Origin of the sequence: Trichocoleus sp. AS-A1 (assembly GCF_039962015.1) — a bacterium.
GTDB lineage: Bacteria > Cyanobacteriota > Cyanobacteriia > Cyanobacteriales > FACHB-T130 > FACHB-T130.
The window spans coordinates 1-16,792 of record NZ_JAMPKG010000066.1; the positions used below are offsets into that span (position 1 = coordinate 1).

8 protein-coding genes and 2 pseudogenes are annotated in these 16,792 nt (G+C 48.1%); 6 read left to right on the forward strand and 4 right to left on the reverse strand.

Annotated elements, in window-relative coordinates:
- Positions 1–227: 227 nt before the first annotated feature.
- Positions 228–617, forward strand: a complete 390-nt coding sequence (locus tag NC994_RS26860) for a hypothetical protein (RefSeq protein ID WP_190411312.1) — start codon at positions 228–230, stop codon at positions 615–617.
- An 81-nt stretch (positions 618–698) separates the two neighbouring features.
- Here NC994_RS26860 and NC994_RS26865 read toward each other — a convergent pair whose 3' ends face one another.
- The 3 genes from NC994_RS26865 to NC994_RS26875 form a co-directional block, all read right to left on the reverse strand.
- A complete protein-coding gene (locus NC994_RS26865; RefSeq protein WP_347276542.1) occupies positions 699–3,443 on the reverse strand; it encodes a family 10 glycosylhydrolase in 2,745 nt (914 codons plus the stop codon).
- Between the two features lie 224 nt (positions 3,444–3,667).
- Positions 3,668–6,376 carry an RNA helicase gene (locus NC994_RS26870; RefSeq protein WP_190435553.1) on the reverse strand — a complete coding sequence of 903 codons (2,709 nt, stop codon included), beginning with the start codon at positions 6,374–6,376 and terminating at the stop codon, positions 3,668–3,670.
- 532 nt (positions 6,377–6,908) lie between these two features.
- Complete coding sequence (locus tag NC994_RS26875) at positions 6,909–7,082, reverse strand: hypothetical protein (protein ID WP_190435556.1); 174 nt, start codon at positions 7,080–7,082, stop codon at positions 6,909–6,911.
- Between the two features lie 326 nt (positions 7,083–7,408).
- On the opposite strand from NC994_RS26875, the gene NC994_RS26880 reads away from it, so the two are divergent.
- Both NC994_RS26880 and NC994_RS26885 read left to right on the forward strand, forming a co-directional pair.
- The gene (locus tag NC994_RS26880) at positions 7,409–9,568 is read left to right on the forward strand and encodes a tetratricopeptide repeat protein (protein WP_190435562.1); all 2,160 of its coding nucleotides are present in this window, start codon (positions 7,409–7,411) and stop codon (positions 9,566–9,568) included.
- A 466-nt stretch (positions 9,569–10,034) separates the two neighbouring features.
- Positions 10,035–10,346 (forward strand): chromosome segregation ATPase, encoded by a 312-nt coding sequence (locus tag NC994_RS26885; RefSeq protein WP_190411315.1) that lies wholly within the window; start codon positions 10,035–10,037, stop codon positions 10,344–10,346.
- A 68-nt stretch (positions 10,347–10,414) separates the two neighbouring features.
- Here the strand turns inward: NC994_RS26885 and NC994_RS26890 are convergent, their stop codons facing one another.
- Positions 10,415–13,555, reverse strand: a complete 3,141-nt coding sequence (locus NC994_RS26890; protein WP_190435558.1) for an MFS transporter — start codon at positions 13,553–13,555, stop codon at positions 10,415–10,417.
- Between the two features lie 1,179 nt (positions 13,556–14,734).
- Here NC994_RS26890 and NC994_RS26895 point away from each other — a divergent pair.
- The 3 genes and pseudogenes from NC994_RS26895 to NC994_RS26905 all read left to right on the forward strand — a co-directional run bounded on the left by NC994_RS26895 (position 14,735) and on the right by NC994_RS26905 (position 16,673).
- Positions 14,735–14,989, forward strand: coding sequence for a transposase (locus NC994_RS26895; RefSeq protein WP_347276543.1), 255 nt, complete (start codon positions 14,735–14,737; stop codon positions 14,987–14,989).
- A 2-nt stretch (positions 14,990–14,991) separates the two neighbouring features.
- A pseudogene (locus NC994_RS26900) lies at positions 14,992–15,536 on the forward strand (transposase).
- Positions 15,537–15,643: 107 nt separating this feature from the next.
- Positions 15,644–16,673: pseudogene (locus tag NC994_RS26905) on the forward strand (IS630 family transposase).
- Positions 16,674–16,792 lie beyond the last annotated feature (119 nt).

The window sequence follows — 16,792 nt, forward strand, 5'->3', positions numbered from 1 at the left end:
TTGGGAAGAACAACGAAATCGAGAATCCTCTAAGATTGATTGGCAATTTACTACTGCTGATGCTCGCGTTAAGCTCAAGCGTCTTTACCCATCAATTTCGCCTTGACACTCTAGTAGTATTGGTTACGGTAAAAAGCGATCGCTCTTAGTTTTTTGCATTCAAAGTGATTTCAATCTGGCAGCAATATCGTAAAATCTGAGTGAGCTCGTGCGGGAGAAAGCGTAAAATGGACAGTCGAGTGTACGAATTTGACCAGACGCAGAACCAGCTGATTCGGGATCTTGCTCAGAAAATGCGCTTTGTTAGCTACTTTCTGATCGCTTTAGGGGTGCTTCTGGTTATAGATGGGATTGTCAGTATCGCAAAAGGTGAAATTGGCGGCATTATCACTGGCGTTGTTCAAATCTTCATTGGTTTATGGACAAGTAAAGCAGCCTCTTCTTTCCAGCTTATTGTCGATACTCAGGGAAGCGATATGGAAAATTTGATTGGTGCCCTTGGGGAACTTAGAAAACTTTATACACTCCAATACTGGCTGATATTGATAGCGGTCTTCTTTGTTGCTGTTGCACTAATTATGACAGTGATTTTTGGAACATTCCAAGTCACTCGATGACAGACGGTTGAGCGTTTTTTGGGATGGGAAATAAGTTCAGAAATAGGCAATATATCGCTTTTTACACCTATTTTTGAATCTTTAATTCTTAATTCCTCGCTCGCCATAGCGCAGTAGCCTTTCCAAAGTTGCCAAACGGTTATCCCAAACTTGAACTTGGTAGGGCTGCTCTATACCTTCCTGTTTCATCCATTGATTGAACTGAAATTTAAAAGCTTGGAGTGAAATTTTCGCCTTTGCCAGATTATTCGCAGAAGGATTCGCAGCCAGCTGATTCAGTGTATTTGAGAGAGCCTCTGATTGTTTGCGCCATTCCGAGAGTGCTGGTTCCTTAATCCCAAACTGGTTAGTTTCTAAAAGAAAATCCCATTCTTTTTGGAGTGCTGCGTAACGAGTCGCAGCGGCTAGGAAAGGTTGGCGATAAGGCAATGGTTCTGTGGATGATTTTATTTCCCTCCCCTGAGTGCGGCGGAAGATTCCTTGCAGATTTTCGTTGAGATTTTCGGCGGCAAATAGAGCGTAACCGCTGGCAGGAAAATTCCGCAGCGCTTGTATTTGATCGATTGCCACAACATCTGGCAGATTCAGTAAACGAATCGAGGGCAAAACTAGAGTTGAACCCAGTAGAGCCTGAGTAAGTAAAGGCTGTGCCAAACTCTGGAGTTTGTTAGTATCTAAAGCGTAAGTCATCGGCACCAGCAAATCTACATCTCCGCGCTGCGCCCAGACTTCCCAATGTTGTTGTAGTTTTTGTAAGCGCTCAGTTTCAGGAAAAGGAAACACTGCCGCTGACACAATCAGGTTTGGTTTTAAGGCGCGTAGGCTTCTCGATGCATCTGCTACAAAACTGTTGATGGCATTGGTGCGAAATTGCGTCCACTTTTGCCATAGATTGCGATCTTTCGGCGAAATCTTTGCCGGATCGACCCCGTGTAACTGCTGAAATTGCTGACGAGCCGCTGTACCGTAACCAAAAGCATAACCCGCACGGGGATCTTGAAAAGGATAGCGAATGTAATCGAACTGAATGCCATCCACTTGATAGTTCGTGGCAATTTCCCCCAACATCTGTATTAAGTAGCGCCGTACCTCCGGATTCGCCGGATCGAGAAACGTTTTTCCCGAACCCAAGTGGAATAAACGCCCCCGGTTATCGTAGCCTGCCCAGGTGGGATGCAGATCGAGTACCGGGCCGGGATACTCTTTCGGAAGCTTGACTAAGGTGTTATGACGCTGGTTGCCGACGGCGAAAATCCATACCCAGGCGTGCAACTCCATCCCGCGCTCATGAGCGAGTTTGACTGCGCTAGCTAGGGGGTCCCAGCCGCGTACCAAGGGATTCTGAATCTGAGCGACGCGACTGGGATAAATGGGATATCCCGCATTGACTGTTTCAAAAAAGACCGTGTTAAATCCTGCCGCTGCTAGTCGGTCGAAAATTTTTGCTAATTTTTGCTCCGAACCAGCGCTGACAATGGTACCGCGATCTAACCACATCGCCCGAATTTCTGACTGTCCTTGGGGTCGGTCAGTGGGATAGTTGTCCCAGAGAGTTCGTCGCGCCTGGAGCCATTGCTGTCGGGCAGCGCTGTAGTCTTTTTGGTCAACTAGCTGAAGAAATTTTTGCAACCCTGTCCGGGCAGTTTTGAGTGCTGATTCCTGATTAGAGCGTGAAGAAGTTTGAGCGATGAGCTTGGTTTGGGTTGAGGAATTATTTCCGTTTGCCGTTCCCACCTTGTTCGTGGCGTTGGCAGTTAACATTGCACTCTCAAAGCGTCCGATGAGCGCTTCCAACTCCTGGCGCATGGCGGTTGCTTGTCCGCCTGTGATGAGCTGGGAGCTTGGTTTTACTTCGAGTCCAGGTGGAGCCACTAAACCATCGGCGTTGACGTCTGCGGCTTGGGTTGCTGGGGCAGGAGGGAAAAGGATAGGGGTTCCCGACTGGGTGCGGGAAGCGGCAGGCGTCCCACCTGCCGCAGTCCCTGGAGAAACGGAATTCGTTGAATTTGGCTGCCCGTTTGGCGGGCGTGGTGTGGCAGCCGCAGTGGTTCCGGCTGGGGAGGAACACTGCTGGGGCGCATTGGTTGGTGCATTTTTGGCTGTTCTCACTCCCCCGTAGCGGTTCAGGGATGCCCGCAACCATGCGCTATCCAGGTTTGGGCTAGAGGCAGTATCGACACCCCAACGCCAGCCCAGAAAGACCGAGCGATCGGTGGTTACGACCGCCGGCGGATTTTCAACCGATTTCCAGACAGCAGCGGTTTGACTGGTCAATCCGGCGGGAATGATTACACCCCCTTGGGCGGTTCCGGCAAGTCCGTTCTGTTGCACCCAGCCCTGATTTTTAGCGGGTGCGGGTGCCAAGGTGGAGGGGCTTTGTAAGCCGAATCCCCAGTAAGCGCCAAAGAGCGATCGCAATTGCGATCGCACGTTCGCTTGGGAAAGGGTGCCTAAAGGCCCCGTGGCGATCGCTCGCCCGCCTTTACCCATCCATTCTTGGATTGCTTGTACCTGTACGGCACTGAGGGTTTCAACATTTGGTAAAAATAAAACCTGCGTCCCTGCTAAATCTGCCGCCTGCCGGACTTGTTGTAAATCCACCACACAGTAGGCAACACCACTTAGTCCCAGGCGGGTTGTAATCCCCTCCCATTGGTTAGCATTGTCCTGAGTTTTCACCACTCCCAGTACACCCGGTGCAGCACTGGCAGGAAAAGAACTAAAAAATAAACAGGAAAAATTTAAAACTAAAAATACCCAATTCCAAGCCTGAGATTTTTCTTTCCCCTGGCGTTCCCGCTTCAAACCAAAACCACTCCTCAACACAAGCTGCTCCTGAAATAGCTGTTAGCGATTAGCTTTTCATCCTTAGCCATCAGTTATCAGTCATTAGCCACAAACTAACGACTCATGACGAATCACCAATGACTTCTTTTAACAGCCAAGGGCTAATCGCTCATTCTAAGCAACGACCTCAGTTAGTCGCAACAAACTAATCACGAATGGCTAAGGACAAATCACAATGACTTTTTGACAGCGAACCACTGGTCCTAAGCAACGACCTCGTTAACTGGAAAGCGGTCAATTAGATGAATTGCCCGATAGGCATTGCGCTGTAACGAATCTGAAATGTGAGGCACATGAGGAATTTGAGATAAGAAATCCACCGTCCGTCGCAATACTCGGACGACATCCCCTTCATCTAAGCTGGTGTTAGAGCAGAGTTGATCCCATTGAACCCCTAACGCCCACTGTTCCACCAAACCTGTTAAGTCATATTCCATCCAGACTGGTAGCGCTACGCGATACCGCCGCTGTAGCTGGAAGAGGTTGCGCCGCAAGCCGCGCAAACCTCCCAAAGCTTCGTCCATCTCAGCCGGTGCATCGTAGTGCGTCCAGCTATCCGGTCGCATCGTTTCGGTCACAAAGGAGGCACAAGCAGCAGCTAAGTGGTGGGGATCTAATTCGTCGAGTTTACCCGACATCAAGGCTAAAGCCATCCACAGCTCGTTGTCACCCCGAATCGCAGCAGCGGCTTCTCCTAGGGGTGTCGGCATCACGCCCTCTAGCCCGCCCATGCGTTGCAAAATTTCAATCAAGTCCATAAATTCTTCCCAGTGGCGTGCCAGGCTGTCTTGGAACAAGCTCTGAAGCTGGGAAATTTGGTCTAGTAATCCCTCTCGGCGCTGCTGGCGCTTGAGGAGGGCGGCGGGATTGCCCCATTGATGGGCAGGGTGATTTTGCAGTTGCGCTTCCACTGCGGCTACTTGCTGCTGTTGCGCGACCACTTCTGGGGCCGTATCTTCTTCGAGATCCGCATCCGGACGACCGCAAGCGTCGTTCCGACAAGCCCAGCCAATTTGACGGGCAATGACCTCTGTGGATTCGGTGCCCTTTTTGCAATGACCGGGTTTTATCGGCATTTCCGGCGGGGGCTGTACGGATTTAACATTGGACACGCGGGGTAATTGGCTGCAAGCGACGACATCGGCAGCAGTGACTACATACCAGCGGTTATCTGCACCTAAGCAAATTAGATAGGGCGATTGACCGGAACCGCGTGTCTTGGTGACTAAGACAGCGGGTACAGGAGAAGACACCGGAATGTGTTTCCCTTTTAAACTCAACAACGTACCGGGTTCTACAGAAGCGATCGCCATCGCAATTTCCCGCGATCGCTCGGCTTCGGCTTGAGTTTGTAAAATTTTCAGTAATCGGCGTTCTTCTCTAAGACGTTCCTGAAGCTTTTCATACTGTTGCAGGCTCTTATCGTCTACTGATGCCAGATCCGCTTCGATTTTTGCCAGTTCCTCGGATAAGTCAGCGATCGCTTTCCGAGTGGGTTCGAGATGCACAGTCGCCAAATACTGCCCGAAGCTGCGTTCTACTAACTCTCTCGCTTCTTCCAGACTATGAGTTTGCAGCAAGTTCAAAACCATGCCGTAGCTGGGTGTAAACTGGCTCACCAGTGGGTCAGGCCCGTTGGTTGCCAAATAAGCCGCTTCCTTTGAGCCTTCAAAAGGCGTCTGCAAGGTCACTACATGACCCGTGGTGTCCATCCCCCGGCGTCCGGCGCGACCCGACATTTGCATAAATTCGCTGGGCGTCAGCAGTCGGTGTCCCCGGTCGGTGCGTTTGGAAAGGCTAGAAACTACGGTTGTTCGTGCAGGCATATTAATCCCCGCAGCTAAGGTTTCGGTGGCAAATACCACTTTTACCAAGCCCTCTTGAAACAGTTCTTCGACCAAACCTTTCCATGCTGGTAAAATTCCGGCGTGGTGAGAGGAAATCCCGCGCAGCAACGGTTCAACCCCGCCGCTACGGGCTGCTTCTGGATTGTGGGCTAAAAATGCTTCAACTTTCTGTTTTAAAAGTTTTGCTTCTTGTTCGTTTACCAGCGTCACTTCCCGCAATTCATCCACCGCCTTGTCACAACCCCGGCGGCTGAAGATAAAGTATATCGCTGGCAACATATCCCGTTTCCACAAATGGCTCAGGACATAAACTAAACTTGGGCTGTCTTGCTTTTTGCCTTTTTCTTTGGTTTGTGGGCGCTTGGGCTTGAGTCGCGGATTTATTTTTTTTTGCGAGTCATCGAGGAGGGGAAACAGTCCTTTGGGATTGCAGAAGTGAAACTGCAAGGGAACGGGACGAAAATCGGAGTAAATCAGCTTGGTGGGGCCATGAACCCGATTTAACCAGTCAGTGAGTTGATCGCTGTTGGCGACCGTTGCCGAAAGCGCGACCAGCTGAATTTCGTGGGGACAATAAATAATGGATTCTTCCCAAACCGTGCCCCGCTGTCGGTCGTTCATGTAGTGGCATTCATCTAGCACCACGGCTTCTACACCCGTCAGGGAGGTACCGACTTCGCCGATGCGGGTGCCATAGAGCATATTCCGGAAAATTTCCGTGGTCATCACTAAGACTGGAGCATCCCGGTTGATGGACGTATCGCCGGTCAATAACCCTACCCGGTCAGCCCCAAAGCGATCGCGGAAGTCCCGTAATTTCTGGTTTGATAGCGCTTTCAGGGGTGTAGTGTAAAATACCCGCTTGCCGCGACTCAGGGCGCGGTAAATGGCGTATTCCCCAATCAGCGTTTTTCCCGACCCGGTAGGGGCACACACAACGACCGAGCAATCGGCATTTAACGCCGCGATCGCTTCCTGCTGAAACCGATCCAGTTCAAAGGGAAATAAGGTCTTGAGGTCTAGCTCTGGTATGGTAGTGGGCACGGTACGGTCAAATAGTTCCATTAAAAAATTGCAAACAGAATTCAGCCAAATCTCGCCATCAACTGTCTTCTTGTGCTTCCTTTAATTCTAAAGGACTTCCCAGGAATAAATTATCTTAACAATGGCTCTAGGGACGCGGTATTCAATGGCTCCCAAAGATGGCACATCGCTATTTTTTTAGGGAATTCCTTTCAGTGCAAATTAGCACCCAATCGGCGGGATGCACCAGATTATCGACTTATCGATTTCGATCATGACGCTTGCCCTGAGAATCGTGACGCTATTTGCTTTTCTAGGTGCCATTTCCCGAAGCTAGCCTCTCAAGTCACTTGAAACCGCTTTACGAAACTTCAAGTTTATTTGTAGCGGCAGAATAATAGAGCAATTGTCACTATAATAAATAATATAGCTAAAATTCATGGAAAATCACGATCGAAAAGCCTGAATTATCGCCAATACCTGTCTGTTTCTATTTAAATCTTTCTTCTGCTTTCTCTGGCAAATTTGACGCTTTTTAAATATTTTCTGAAAAGCCTCTCAATCGCAATCTAAGTTAGCCTTTTCCATCGTCGGCAATTCCCACATCTTCTGATGAAAAGGACTGGAGGGTAGAGGATGTAACAAGTAATACAGCGATTGCCAGCAGAGATACGGTTATGCGAAATTGCGATCGCTCAAAAAGATGAAATCTAAAATCATCCTTTTGGCAGATAGATAAAAGCTGCATTTAATCCTGACCCAGGCAGAGGGAATGGGAAGAAATGGGTATCTACTTCTCAAAAAAGGCAGAAGTCGGATTCAAGATGACAGGCAAGAATTTTTATCCGTACTGATCCAGCAGCCAATTTGCAGTGTTGGGTTTCGTACTTCACCCCTGCACGCCCCCCAACCGACAAAATGACATGGTTGTAATTCGGTTCTCCTACTAACTGAATTGGTTTTCTAGTACCCAATCCGAATGAGCGGGTTCCAAACCCCCCTAACAGGCCTCAGTCCCTTATTTATCCTTCCTAAACGTCGGTGCCACAAGCCAACGGACACTACCCTGCCAGCATGACGGTGACGGATACCGCTCACCGAAAAATTTCCGATGGAAACCGGATCATCTATCAGCGATTGAAACAGGCGCTGAGTCTTGGTTTGCGTCGCCAAATTTTTGTGGCGGTATGCGACGATCTCACCTTGAGAAATCGTCTGGCTGCCCGATTACACGCAGAATTAGCGATTTCGGAAGGCGAAAGAAGAAACAAGTCCAATCGCATTCATTCATCCTTCCTACCGAATCCCGGCTCCTTCCAAGGCTACCCCCGACTGGTTAGCCTGAACTTAAACTTGAGCCAGCCGCATCCCATCGCTCAAATCAATCGCTGGTTAGCCAAACACCCGCCCCCTGACAACAACCCACCCGGATTTCAAATTTTGGGGGTGGAGTTATTAACCAAGCAGCCAGCAACGGTACAGGGATTATTTCTGCGCTCTCTCAGGGGAATTGAGCGCAGTTTGCCGCGCTTAGAATCTAGCTTGTTGCTGTGGATGCCTCGCCCTTGGTTCCGGGCGATTCAGCAGTCGGCACCTGAGTTTTGGCGGTGTCACACCGGCTTATTTGAGTTTGAAGGGGAACCCACGCCTGTATCTGAAGAGACGTGGTATCCGTCTCTACAATTCTCAGCGCCCCGCGAACAAGCTGCTGAACAAGAGACGGCAGTACCCCAAGAAAATCTGTGGCACATCCTGAACCGTGACTTCGCTAAATATGGTGATACCCGTTCGGAAAAGTCGGTTTCAGGCAATGATTCTGGTAAGGAAGAGGTAGAAGCAACGCCTCCGGGAGAGGAATCTCAGCATCCGGCGACAAATTCGCTAACTGATGCTTCTCCCGTACAGGAATCAGAAGACAAGAGCGATGAATCAGCATTCATTCATCCTTCCCAATCTGAAGCCCCTCATCAGGCGATTGAGAATTTGCCTCAGGTGCAATCGTTGCAGGAAATTGCTCAATTACAGCAGCAATCCTGTCCGCCAGAGGCACTTGCTGAAGCGTATCTGAGGCTGGGGAATCATTACCGCGATCTGATTGAACTCGAACAATCAAATACCTCGCAAGAAAACCTGATCGTTGCCATCCAAGCTTACGAACAGGCATTGAGTTGGCTGGAGGCAGATTCGCCGCTGGTACCGGATACCCTTAATGACTTGGGCAATCTCTACTGGATGCTAGCTCGCTATCCAAGCAAAGTCGAAGAGATGCTTGTCTATCTGGAGCAAGGGATTCAGGCGTATCAAACCGCTTTAACTACCTTCAATCCCGATGAAGCACCCCACACCTATGCCATGATTCAAAATAATTTGGGGGCAGCATACGGGGAAGTGGCTCGTTATCGAGATGCTGCCGAGAACTTGCAATACTCGATTGGCGCTTATCAGGAAGCTTTGCGCTATCGTCCTTCCCAGATGGAGCCGCTCAAATATGCGGCGACGCACAATAATTTGGGTACGGCTTACTGGCATTTAGCGCAGCAGCAGCAGCCGGTGACAAACTTGCAACAAGCGATCGCATCTTATACAGAAGCGCTGTTGTATTACAATCCGGAGCAAGAGTCGCTTAGCTGGGCAATGCTGCAAAACAACATTGGCACCGCTTACTGGAATCTCGCCCAGTACGAACAACCCGCAACCTATTTAAAACTTGCTATCGAAGCTTACTTGAATGGACTAAAATATCGGACGCCGGATGTCGTCCCGGCAGCTTGCGCGGCGACGCACAATAATTTGGGTACGGCTTACTGGCATTTGGCAAGCCAGGTAGAAACGAAGCTGGAGGCGCGACAGGAATATTTGCAGTCGTGTATTACAGCCTATGAAACTGCGATCGCGCTTGTCCATCGGCTGAGCCAAAACACTCCCCCAGTCCCGGTTACGTTTGATGCCTCTGCCACCTACAATAATTTGGGGCTGGCTCACTACCAGATGGCAACGGATAAGCAGTTCGCTTTGGCTCAGGGTTCGCTGTTAGAGCATCTAGAGGCAGCGTTACACAACCATTTGCAAGCATTGCGAGGCTTTAGCGCTCAACCCGATGCCTACGCATCCACTTTGTCTTATATTGTGCAGACAATCCGGGCATTTTTCCGCGAACGTGGCTTACAAGGTCAAAATCTCGCCCTTTCCAAGGTTCCAGGTAAGCTGTTGCCAGAATTACTGCGACGGTTGTAATTCCCATGCACTGAATCAATCTGCTTCCGGAGAAATCGCAATCCATTTGAGCTGTGAGACGTTAGCCCTTCAGATCCTCGACTTCAAAAGAAGTCGGGGATTTCTTCTTTGGAAATCATTTAGCAGTGCTAGAGCTTGGAATCTAAAGCAAAATCGCGATCTTGCTAACGAAAAATTATTTTCATTTATTCCAAGATATTGAAGAAAATGAAGCTTTCCCAGACTCCTGCTACACTATTGTGGGGAATGAAGCTATGAAATATTTTCTGGAGGCTGAATTAGTTACTGACTTGTTAATAATGACTTTCAAAAGTTTTAATGAGTTATTAATTGCCTAAAGCTAATTAAAACCATTTTTATGAATGGTGGAAGCCAGTTTATTCTTCTTAGCGGGGGCACTGCCATGCCGTGTCCCTAGCGCTCCCTCCATCAATTTGCCGTCACCCAATATCCCTAAATCTATACCGTGCAGAACATACCTCAAGATGATTCACCGAATGTTCCTGTCCAAAGAAATTGGTATTTAGTGACATTAACTCAGGTGTCGAAGCGTGAATTATTTTGCAAGCAAATTTTACACGCGATAGAACAAGAGAAGCTACAAGATGTGATTTTAAGAGTGGAAATGCCAAAAGAATCTGTATATCAGAATTTGGTATTGCTGGAAACGACGAGTTTCAAAGCTCTACGCGATCGCTTGCGACAGCTAGACTACGATCCCAAAATTTCGCCTAAACCCTTAACTTCCGAGCAAGTTAACCGGATGTTGGGCTTATAAAAAAGCAGTAGGGGCAGGAAAACAATCCTGCCCCTACGTTTATGGATTAGCGGAGAAAATCGGTAACTTTAACGACCGGAAACGGCTAAAGCGCCAGCGATCGCGGAAACGATTCCAGACACAGTTGCCGTACCAAACAGCCACCAAGCGGCAGAGGCAGCAGCTTTGCGAGTTTCTTCTGCCTGCCGCTGCGCTTGATACTTCACTTCGTCTAAGCGGCGTTGCGCTTCCTGTTGGAGGCGATCCACCCGTTGCAGGACGCTGTTGCGTGCGCCTTCAATTTGATCGACGAGCCGGTTAGCATCTTCCTCGGAGATGTCCTCGCGGGAAGACATGATGGCAACCAGAGTATTGCGATCGAAATGGGAGAGGCGATCGCGCAACGCATCAAACCCAGCTTGCGGATCGTCAAACAACTTGCGAACATCTTTCTTGATGCTGTCATAGTTGAGTTCTGGGCGATCCAGCGAGTTGAGGTAGTTGCGAATTTGAGCAAAAATCCCGTCAATCGTCTGTTGAATTCGCCGTTGAATGCTGCGAATTTGCTCCACAAATTGATCGCGTACCGAGAGGACTTGATCCACAATTCGGGCAGCTTCTTCCTCAGAGATATCCTGCCGTTGCGACAGCAGAGAGATCATCGTGTCGCGGTCGATGTGAGATAGGCGATCGGTCAGACTCTCAACTCCGGTGCGCGGATCGTGCAGCAACAACTGCAAATCGCGCTTAATTGCTTCTGGGTTGAGTTCGTCTTTGCCAGTATTCCGCAGGTAGTCTTGTAGCGTGCTTTGGAAATCTTGGATTTGTGCCTGCGTCCGGGTGGCAAGGCGACGAGGCGCTCTGACGATGTTTTTGATCGTACCCTGCACCTGATCGATGACCTGATTTACTTGCTCCTCGCTTAGGTCTTGCCGTTGGCTCAGTAGCTTCACTAGGGTATCGCGGTCTACTTGAGATAGCCGTTGCCGCAGTGCCGTCGCACCTTCTCTGGGATCGGAGAGCAGCCTGGTCAAATCCCGCTGGATGCCTTCGGGATTCAGTTCGTCTTTACCAGTGTTCCGCAGGTAATCTGCTAGAGCCGTGCTGGTTTTGTCTACCTGCTCTTTGGCTTTATCTACGACCATTTGCGGTGCTTGGACAACGCTGCTCCAAGAATGTTGCACCTGATCGATGATTTGATTTACCTGGTCCTCGCTCAAGTCTTGTCGCTGACTCAGTAGCTGGACTAAGGTATCGCGGTCAAAGCGAGAAGCTCTCGACCGAAGTGCCCACATTCCTGCCTGCGGGTCGTTCAGGAGAGTTTTGATATCTCGCTGGATGCCTTCAGGATTCAGTTCGTCTTTGCCAGTGTTCCGCAGATAGGACTCTAAATTGAGCCACACTGCCTCGGTTTCCGATTGGATTCGGTCTCGGAGGGCTTGGGATTCGATCAGCACCCGATCGCGTGATTGTTCTAAATTCGTAGCGATCGCGTCAGCTTCTGTCTCGCCGATGTCTTCGCGTCCCCGCAGCAATTGCATCAAGGCATAGCGATCGTACAAAGCAAGACGACGCTCAAGGGTGTCGTGGTCGGCATCTGCGTCTTCTAGCACCTTTTTGAAATTGTCGTTAACGCCTTCTGCGCTCAGTTCTGTCTTGGGTGCTGTTCGGATATAATCTTCAACTCGGCGGCGCAGGTCTTGCGTCCTTTCTTCTTCTTCAGCTGCCCGCACTGTCACCAAAACTTCTTGCCGGATGCCTTCCAATTGATCGGAAATGTCGTTGATTTTGTCTTGGGTAAAGACGCCCCGTTGTTGCAACAGGTTGGCAAAATATGACTTGTCTAGTTGCTCCAATTCCCGGCGAATTGTCCCCGGATCTCCTTGGGGGTCGTAGATGACTTCTTTGAATTCCCGGTTAAGTCCTGGTCGGGTAATCTGCCAGGAGTACGTGTTGAGCAGGTAGTTGTCTACATCTGCTCGAATGGTGCTGTAGGCGAGTTCTGGTTTAACTCCTGCTTGAGTTGCTAGTTTGTCGGTTTGCTCGGTTACTTTGTCTTTCGCTTTCGAGAGGGAACTTAAGATGGTTTGCACATCTAAATCTGAGAGATCTGTGCGTCCCATTGCTAATCCCATCAGGGTCGTTAAACCCTGCTGAACGCTTAGCTGAATTGGACCAGGAGCTGCGTCGTCGGCTGCTTTTTGATCGGCTTTTTTAGAGTCGCGCGTCTCTGCAATCAGCTGGTCGAGTTTGGCGTTGATATCATCTGACTTCACTTGACCCGGTTGTGCAGACTTGAGATAGTTGAGCAGTTCGCCCATCCGATCGGTTTGTTGTTCTCGCGATCCCACGGCTTGCCGCCATACGCCTTCGAGTTGGTCTACGATGCGGTTAAGGTCTCGTTTCGAGAGGTCTGTGCGATCGCTCACCAAATTTACAAATGTTTGGCGGTCGATGTTGCGAAGATTATCGGTGTTAGCGATCGCTTTTAATTGCGGGTCACTCAGCAATCTTTCAAATTCACCCCGAATCTTTTGCATATCGAGTTCTGGGGGACGCAAACCGCCTAAATAATCCTCCAGCGTCTCGCGGATGCTGGCAGGATCGATTCCCGATCCCAGTTCTCGCCGCACGGCTGCTGCTGCTGCCTCTGCGGTTGACACAACTTGATTATTCACAGCTTGTGCGCCGATTGCTGCGGTTGCTGTGCCGACAATTGCTTGGAAGCCGCTGGTTGCAGTATTAACAACTGAACCCACTAACGATCCCACTGTCGTTGAACTTACCCAAAATAGCAGGCAGAAGTAGGTTGCCCAAATTACCAGACCGATAATGGCACCCAAGCCGCCACTGCTAATCAAGCTCAGTTTCACTGCCAGGAAACACGCGATCGCTAACGCAATGGTGACTGTCACCAGCGTCCAAATTCCGACTGCTGTCCCTATTTTGCGAATTGTCCCTCCCAAACTTCCAGATTCATCCCGATCGGAATCTGAATCTGATTGATGCCCCAAGTAAGAGATCCCGGCGGCGACTGAGAGGTTGGTTAACAATAATTGCAACGCAAAAGCTAACACTATCCCAGAAATCAGCGCTACAAAAAATTGAGGCCCTGAAAAGACAAGTGCCGCTTCTTCTGGAGTATTCACCGTTGGATCGACTGGTGTAACTTGAGCGAGCCAAAATAGGGTTTTGTACATTCCCATGAGTATTCCCGTACTCTCAAACATGATATTTTCTTCCTCAAAGCAAATCCCGCGCAAATTATAAATTAAGGTATGTTGAGTGGTCAAAATCTGCAAAAAAGACCACACTCTGAAACACCCGTTTGTCAAAAAAACGAGTGATTATCTTTCTGGTTTGTTTGTACTCATCTACTTAAGTAGTTACTCTGTATGTATCGCCTAACTCCTCTCTGTACGCCAGAATCGTCGAATCGGTCACTACAAAGCATCCTCCTGAGGTCTGAAATGTATACCTGTGGCAGGATGGAGAGAGTAAGGGAGTAAGCCGCGAGCAATAAAAATACATTTGCAGACCTTTTCCTAAAACACGCTGCTGCTTCTTTCCATAAGCACCTTTATCTAGGCGATCTGCTCCGAAACCATGACGTACAGTTTAACTTAAGGAGTGGAACAATAACTTTTAATAAAAGTTTATCTTCTATCCAAATTTTAGGAACTGAATCAGACGCTAGAGATACTTAGCTCTGGGCTTATACTGACGACTAAAATAATATATCAGATGCTTTTATGCAAGGCCCTATCGGTATAAAAACTTTTAGAATTTGAGAAAACAGCAGGAATTCATTGTTCCAGGATTGTTTCTGATTCGTGAAGTAAGCGACCATTTTCTGAAAGCGGGTGCAAATAGAGCCTGTGAAACTCACAGGTATTCTTTATATCCGTTAGAATTGAAATATTTTAATTTTTTTGGAAATACTAATTTTAACCACAATATTACCATTTGATAGAATTAATTTAAGTTTTTTAACTTAATCTTTAAGCTAATTATGCAATACCCCCAGCAATTATATGCTCAGTTTTTTCTGTTTTCATGATTTGGCAATTTTAGTATGTTCATTGAAAGTTCTGATTAAATCTTCTTTTGCAGATTTAATTAGAACTTTCAATTTTGATGCTTATAAACGTCAGACTCAACTGAATTATGTTAAAACGTAAAGAACAATTTTAAAATCAAAGGAATAATTTTCTGTCCCTTTAATTGAAAGCTGGCGAGAAGTCAATACGGTTTGACTGGAAAAAGAATGTGAGAAGGCAATATATCTATAGAACCCATTTGACATCTTAGGGAGCCTAAATTAAGGTACTCAAAGCCGTCTCACCCTGCTCCGATGCCTTATTCCAGTGACCTCACCGATGAAGAATGGGATAATCCTGGAACCCCTGTTGCTCCAGATATTACCCACGAAGAAGCGGACTCGCCCGTCTAACTGGACAAAACGGAAAATCTTCAATGGTATCCTCTATCAACTGAAAAATGGCTGTAATTGGTGTGATTTGCCCAGAGACTTGCCACCCTACTCAACAGTCTACTGGCACTACAAACAGTGGCGAGCTGCAGGGGTGTTCGAGCAACTGATGAGCGTCTTGCATGGACAAGTCCGCCAGCAGGTCAAAAAAAAACGAAGTGGACAACCTTAATTATCATCGACTCTCAAGCGGTAAAAAATACCTGTAACGCCAGTGTGGACTCGAAAGGCTACTGTTTTTATAAAGCGACTAACGGAATCAAGCATGCATCTCGCTATTGATACGCTTGGATTTCCCTTTTTTACACCCTGTACCCCTGCTAACGTCTCTGATGCTTGGGGACTCGTTGAGATGTTGTCTGACAACATTGACTATTTTCAGTCAAAACCTGTCAATATTCCGAAGATTACCATCTTGCTAGACCACGGTTATCACCTGGACTATTTGACGCAAGAGTTAGAGGGAATTTATCCACAGATTATGACGAAGATCAGGTTTGAACGTTTGACAAAACCCTCATGCGCAAGAGAAAGCCGCTCAGGGAAAATCTGGCTTTGTTCCGGTAGTGGCTCGGTGGGTAATTGAGCGGTCGAATGCTTGGATGGAGCGCTGTAAGATTCTGGTGAAGAACTTTGAGCGAACCTTAGCCAATGCCACGACCAAAATCAACCTTTGCTTCATCAGGTTAATGATTAAGAGGCTTTCAACTCCCTCTTAAGATGTCAAATGGGTTCTATAGCGTTTCTCAGTTGGCTAGGACATATAGCAATCCCAAGTCAGTTATGAGAATCGAGAGAAGACTCAAACAGGGTTGGAAATGGTTCGATGCTAGAAGACCTGAATGACTTCATTGACTCAAATCCAGATGCACGTGAACTCAAGCGAGCAGTAGCAGTGCAGATGTTTCTCAAAGGGTATAAACATCGAGAGATTGAGGAGAGTTTCGGTGTCAGTTCAGGTTTCATTAGCAAATGGACTGGGAGTTACAAACAGTTGGGAGTATCTGGGTTGAAACTGGGGTATCAAGGCTCAGTCGGTTATCTGGAACCGGAACAACGGCAGGCGGTGCTGAGCTGGTTAAAGGGCAAAAATTACTGGAATCTGGCCCAGTTGCAAGCGCACATTGAACAGGAGTATGAAGTGGTATTTGACTCCAAGCAAAGTTACTACACCCTGTTTGAGCAAGCTGGGGTTAGCTGGAAGAAAACGCAAAAGCGCAATCCGAAAGCAGACCCAGCATTGGTAGAGAAAAAAACAGGAGATTACGGCTTGGTTGGAGACGCATCGGCATGAAATCGTCTCGGGTGAGTTGGTGGTCTTCTTTGAGGATGAATGCCATCTGTTGTGGGGGGACTTATGCGGGTATGTGTGGGGCAAAACAAACGAACGCATTCAGGTTCCCATCACCAATGAACGCAGCAAGCAGACTTACTATGGAGGGGTGAATATTTACACTCAACAGTGCCTGATTCAAGCATCCGAAGCTGGCAATAGCGAGGGTACAATTGCCTTTCTCAAATATCTCGAACGCCAATGTCCTAACAGTCGCATTGCCCTGATTTGGGATGGAGCCACCTATCATCGCTCTATTAAGGTGAAAGAGTACCTCGAATCGGTCAATCGAGGACTCGATGAGTCCAACTGGAAAATTACTTGCATTCGCTTTGCCCCCAATGATCCCAAGCAAAACCCAATTGAAGATATTTGGTTACAAGCAAAGCGGTTCATTCGAGAGTAATACCACTTGTGTCAATCGTTCAATGTCGTTAAGTTCCTCTTTGAGTTTGTGACTCACCACCAAACTTTTAACTTTCCAAAGCTTTTTACCTATGGCTGCTTCTCACAACTCATTTAGGATTGCTACAGCAGATTGCAAGTTCATGAAGTACAGTAGCAGCAGTTTGTGAACCAGTTGCGTAGGTGTTTTGGATTGACTAAATCAAGTGCAGTAGCAAGCAAAGTATCAACCATTTT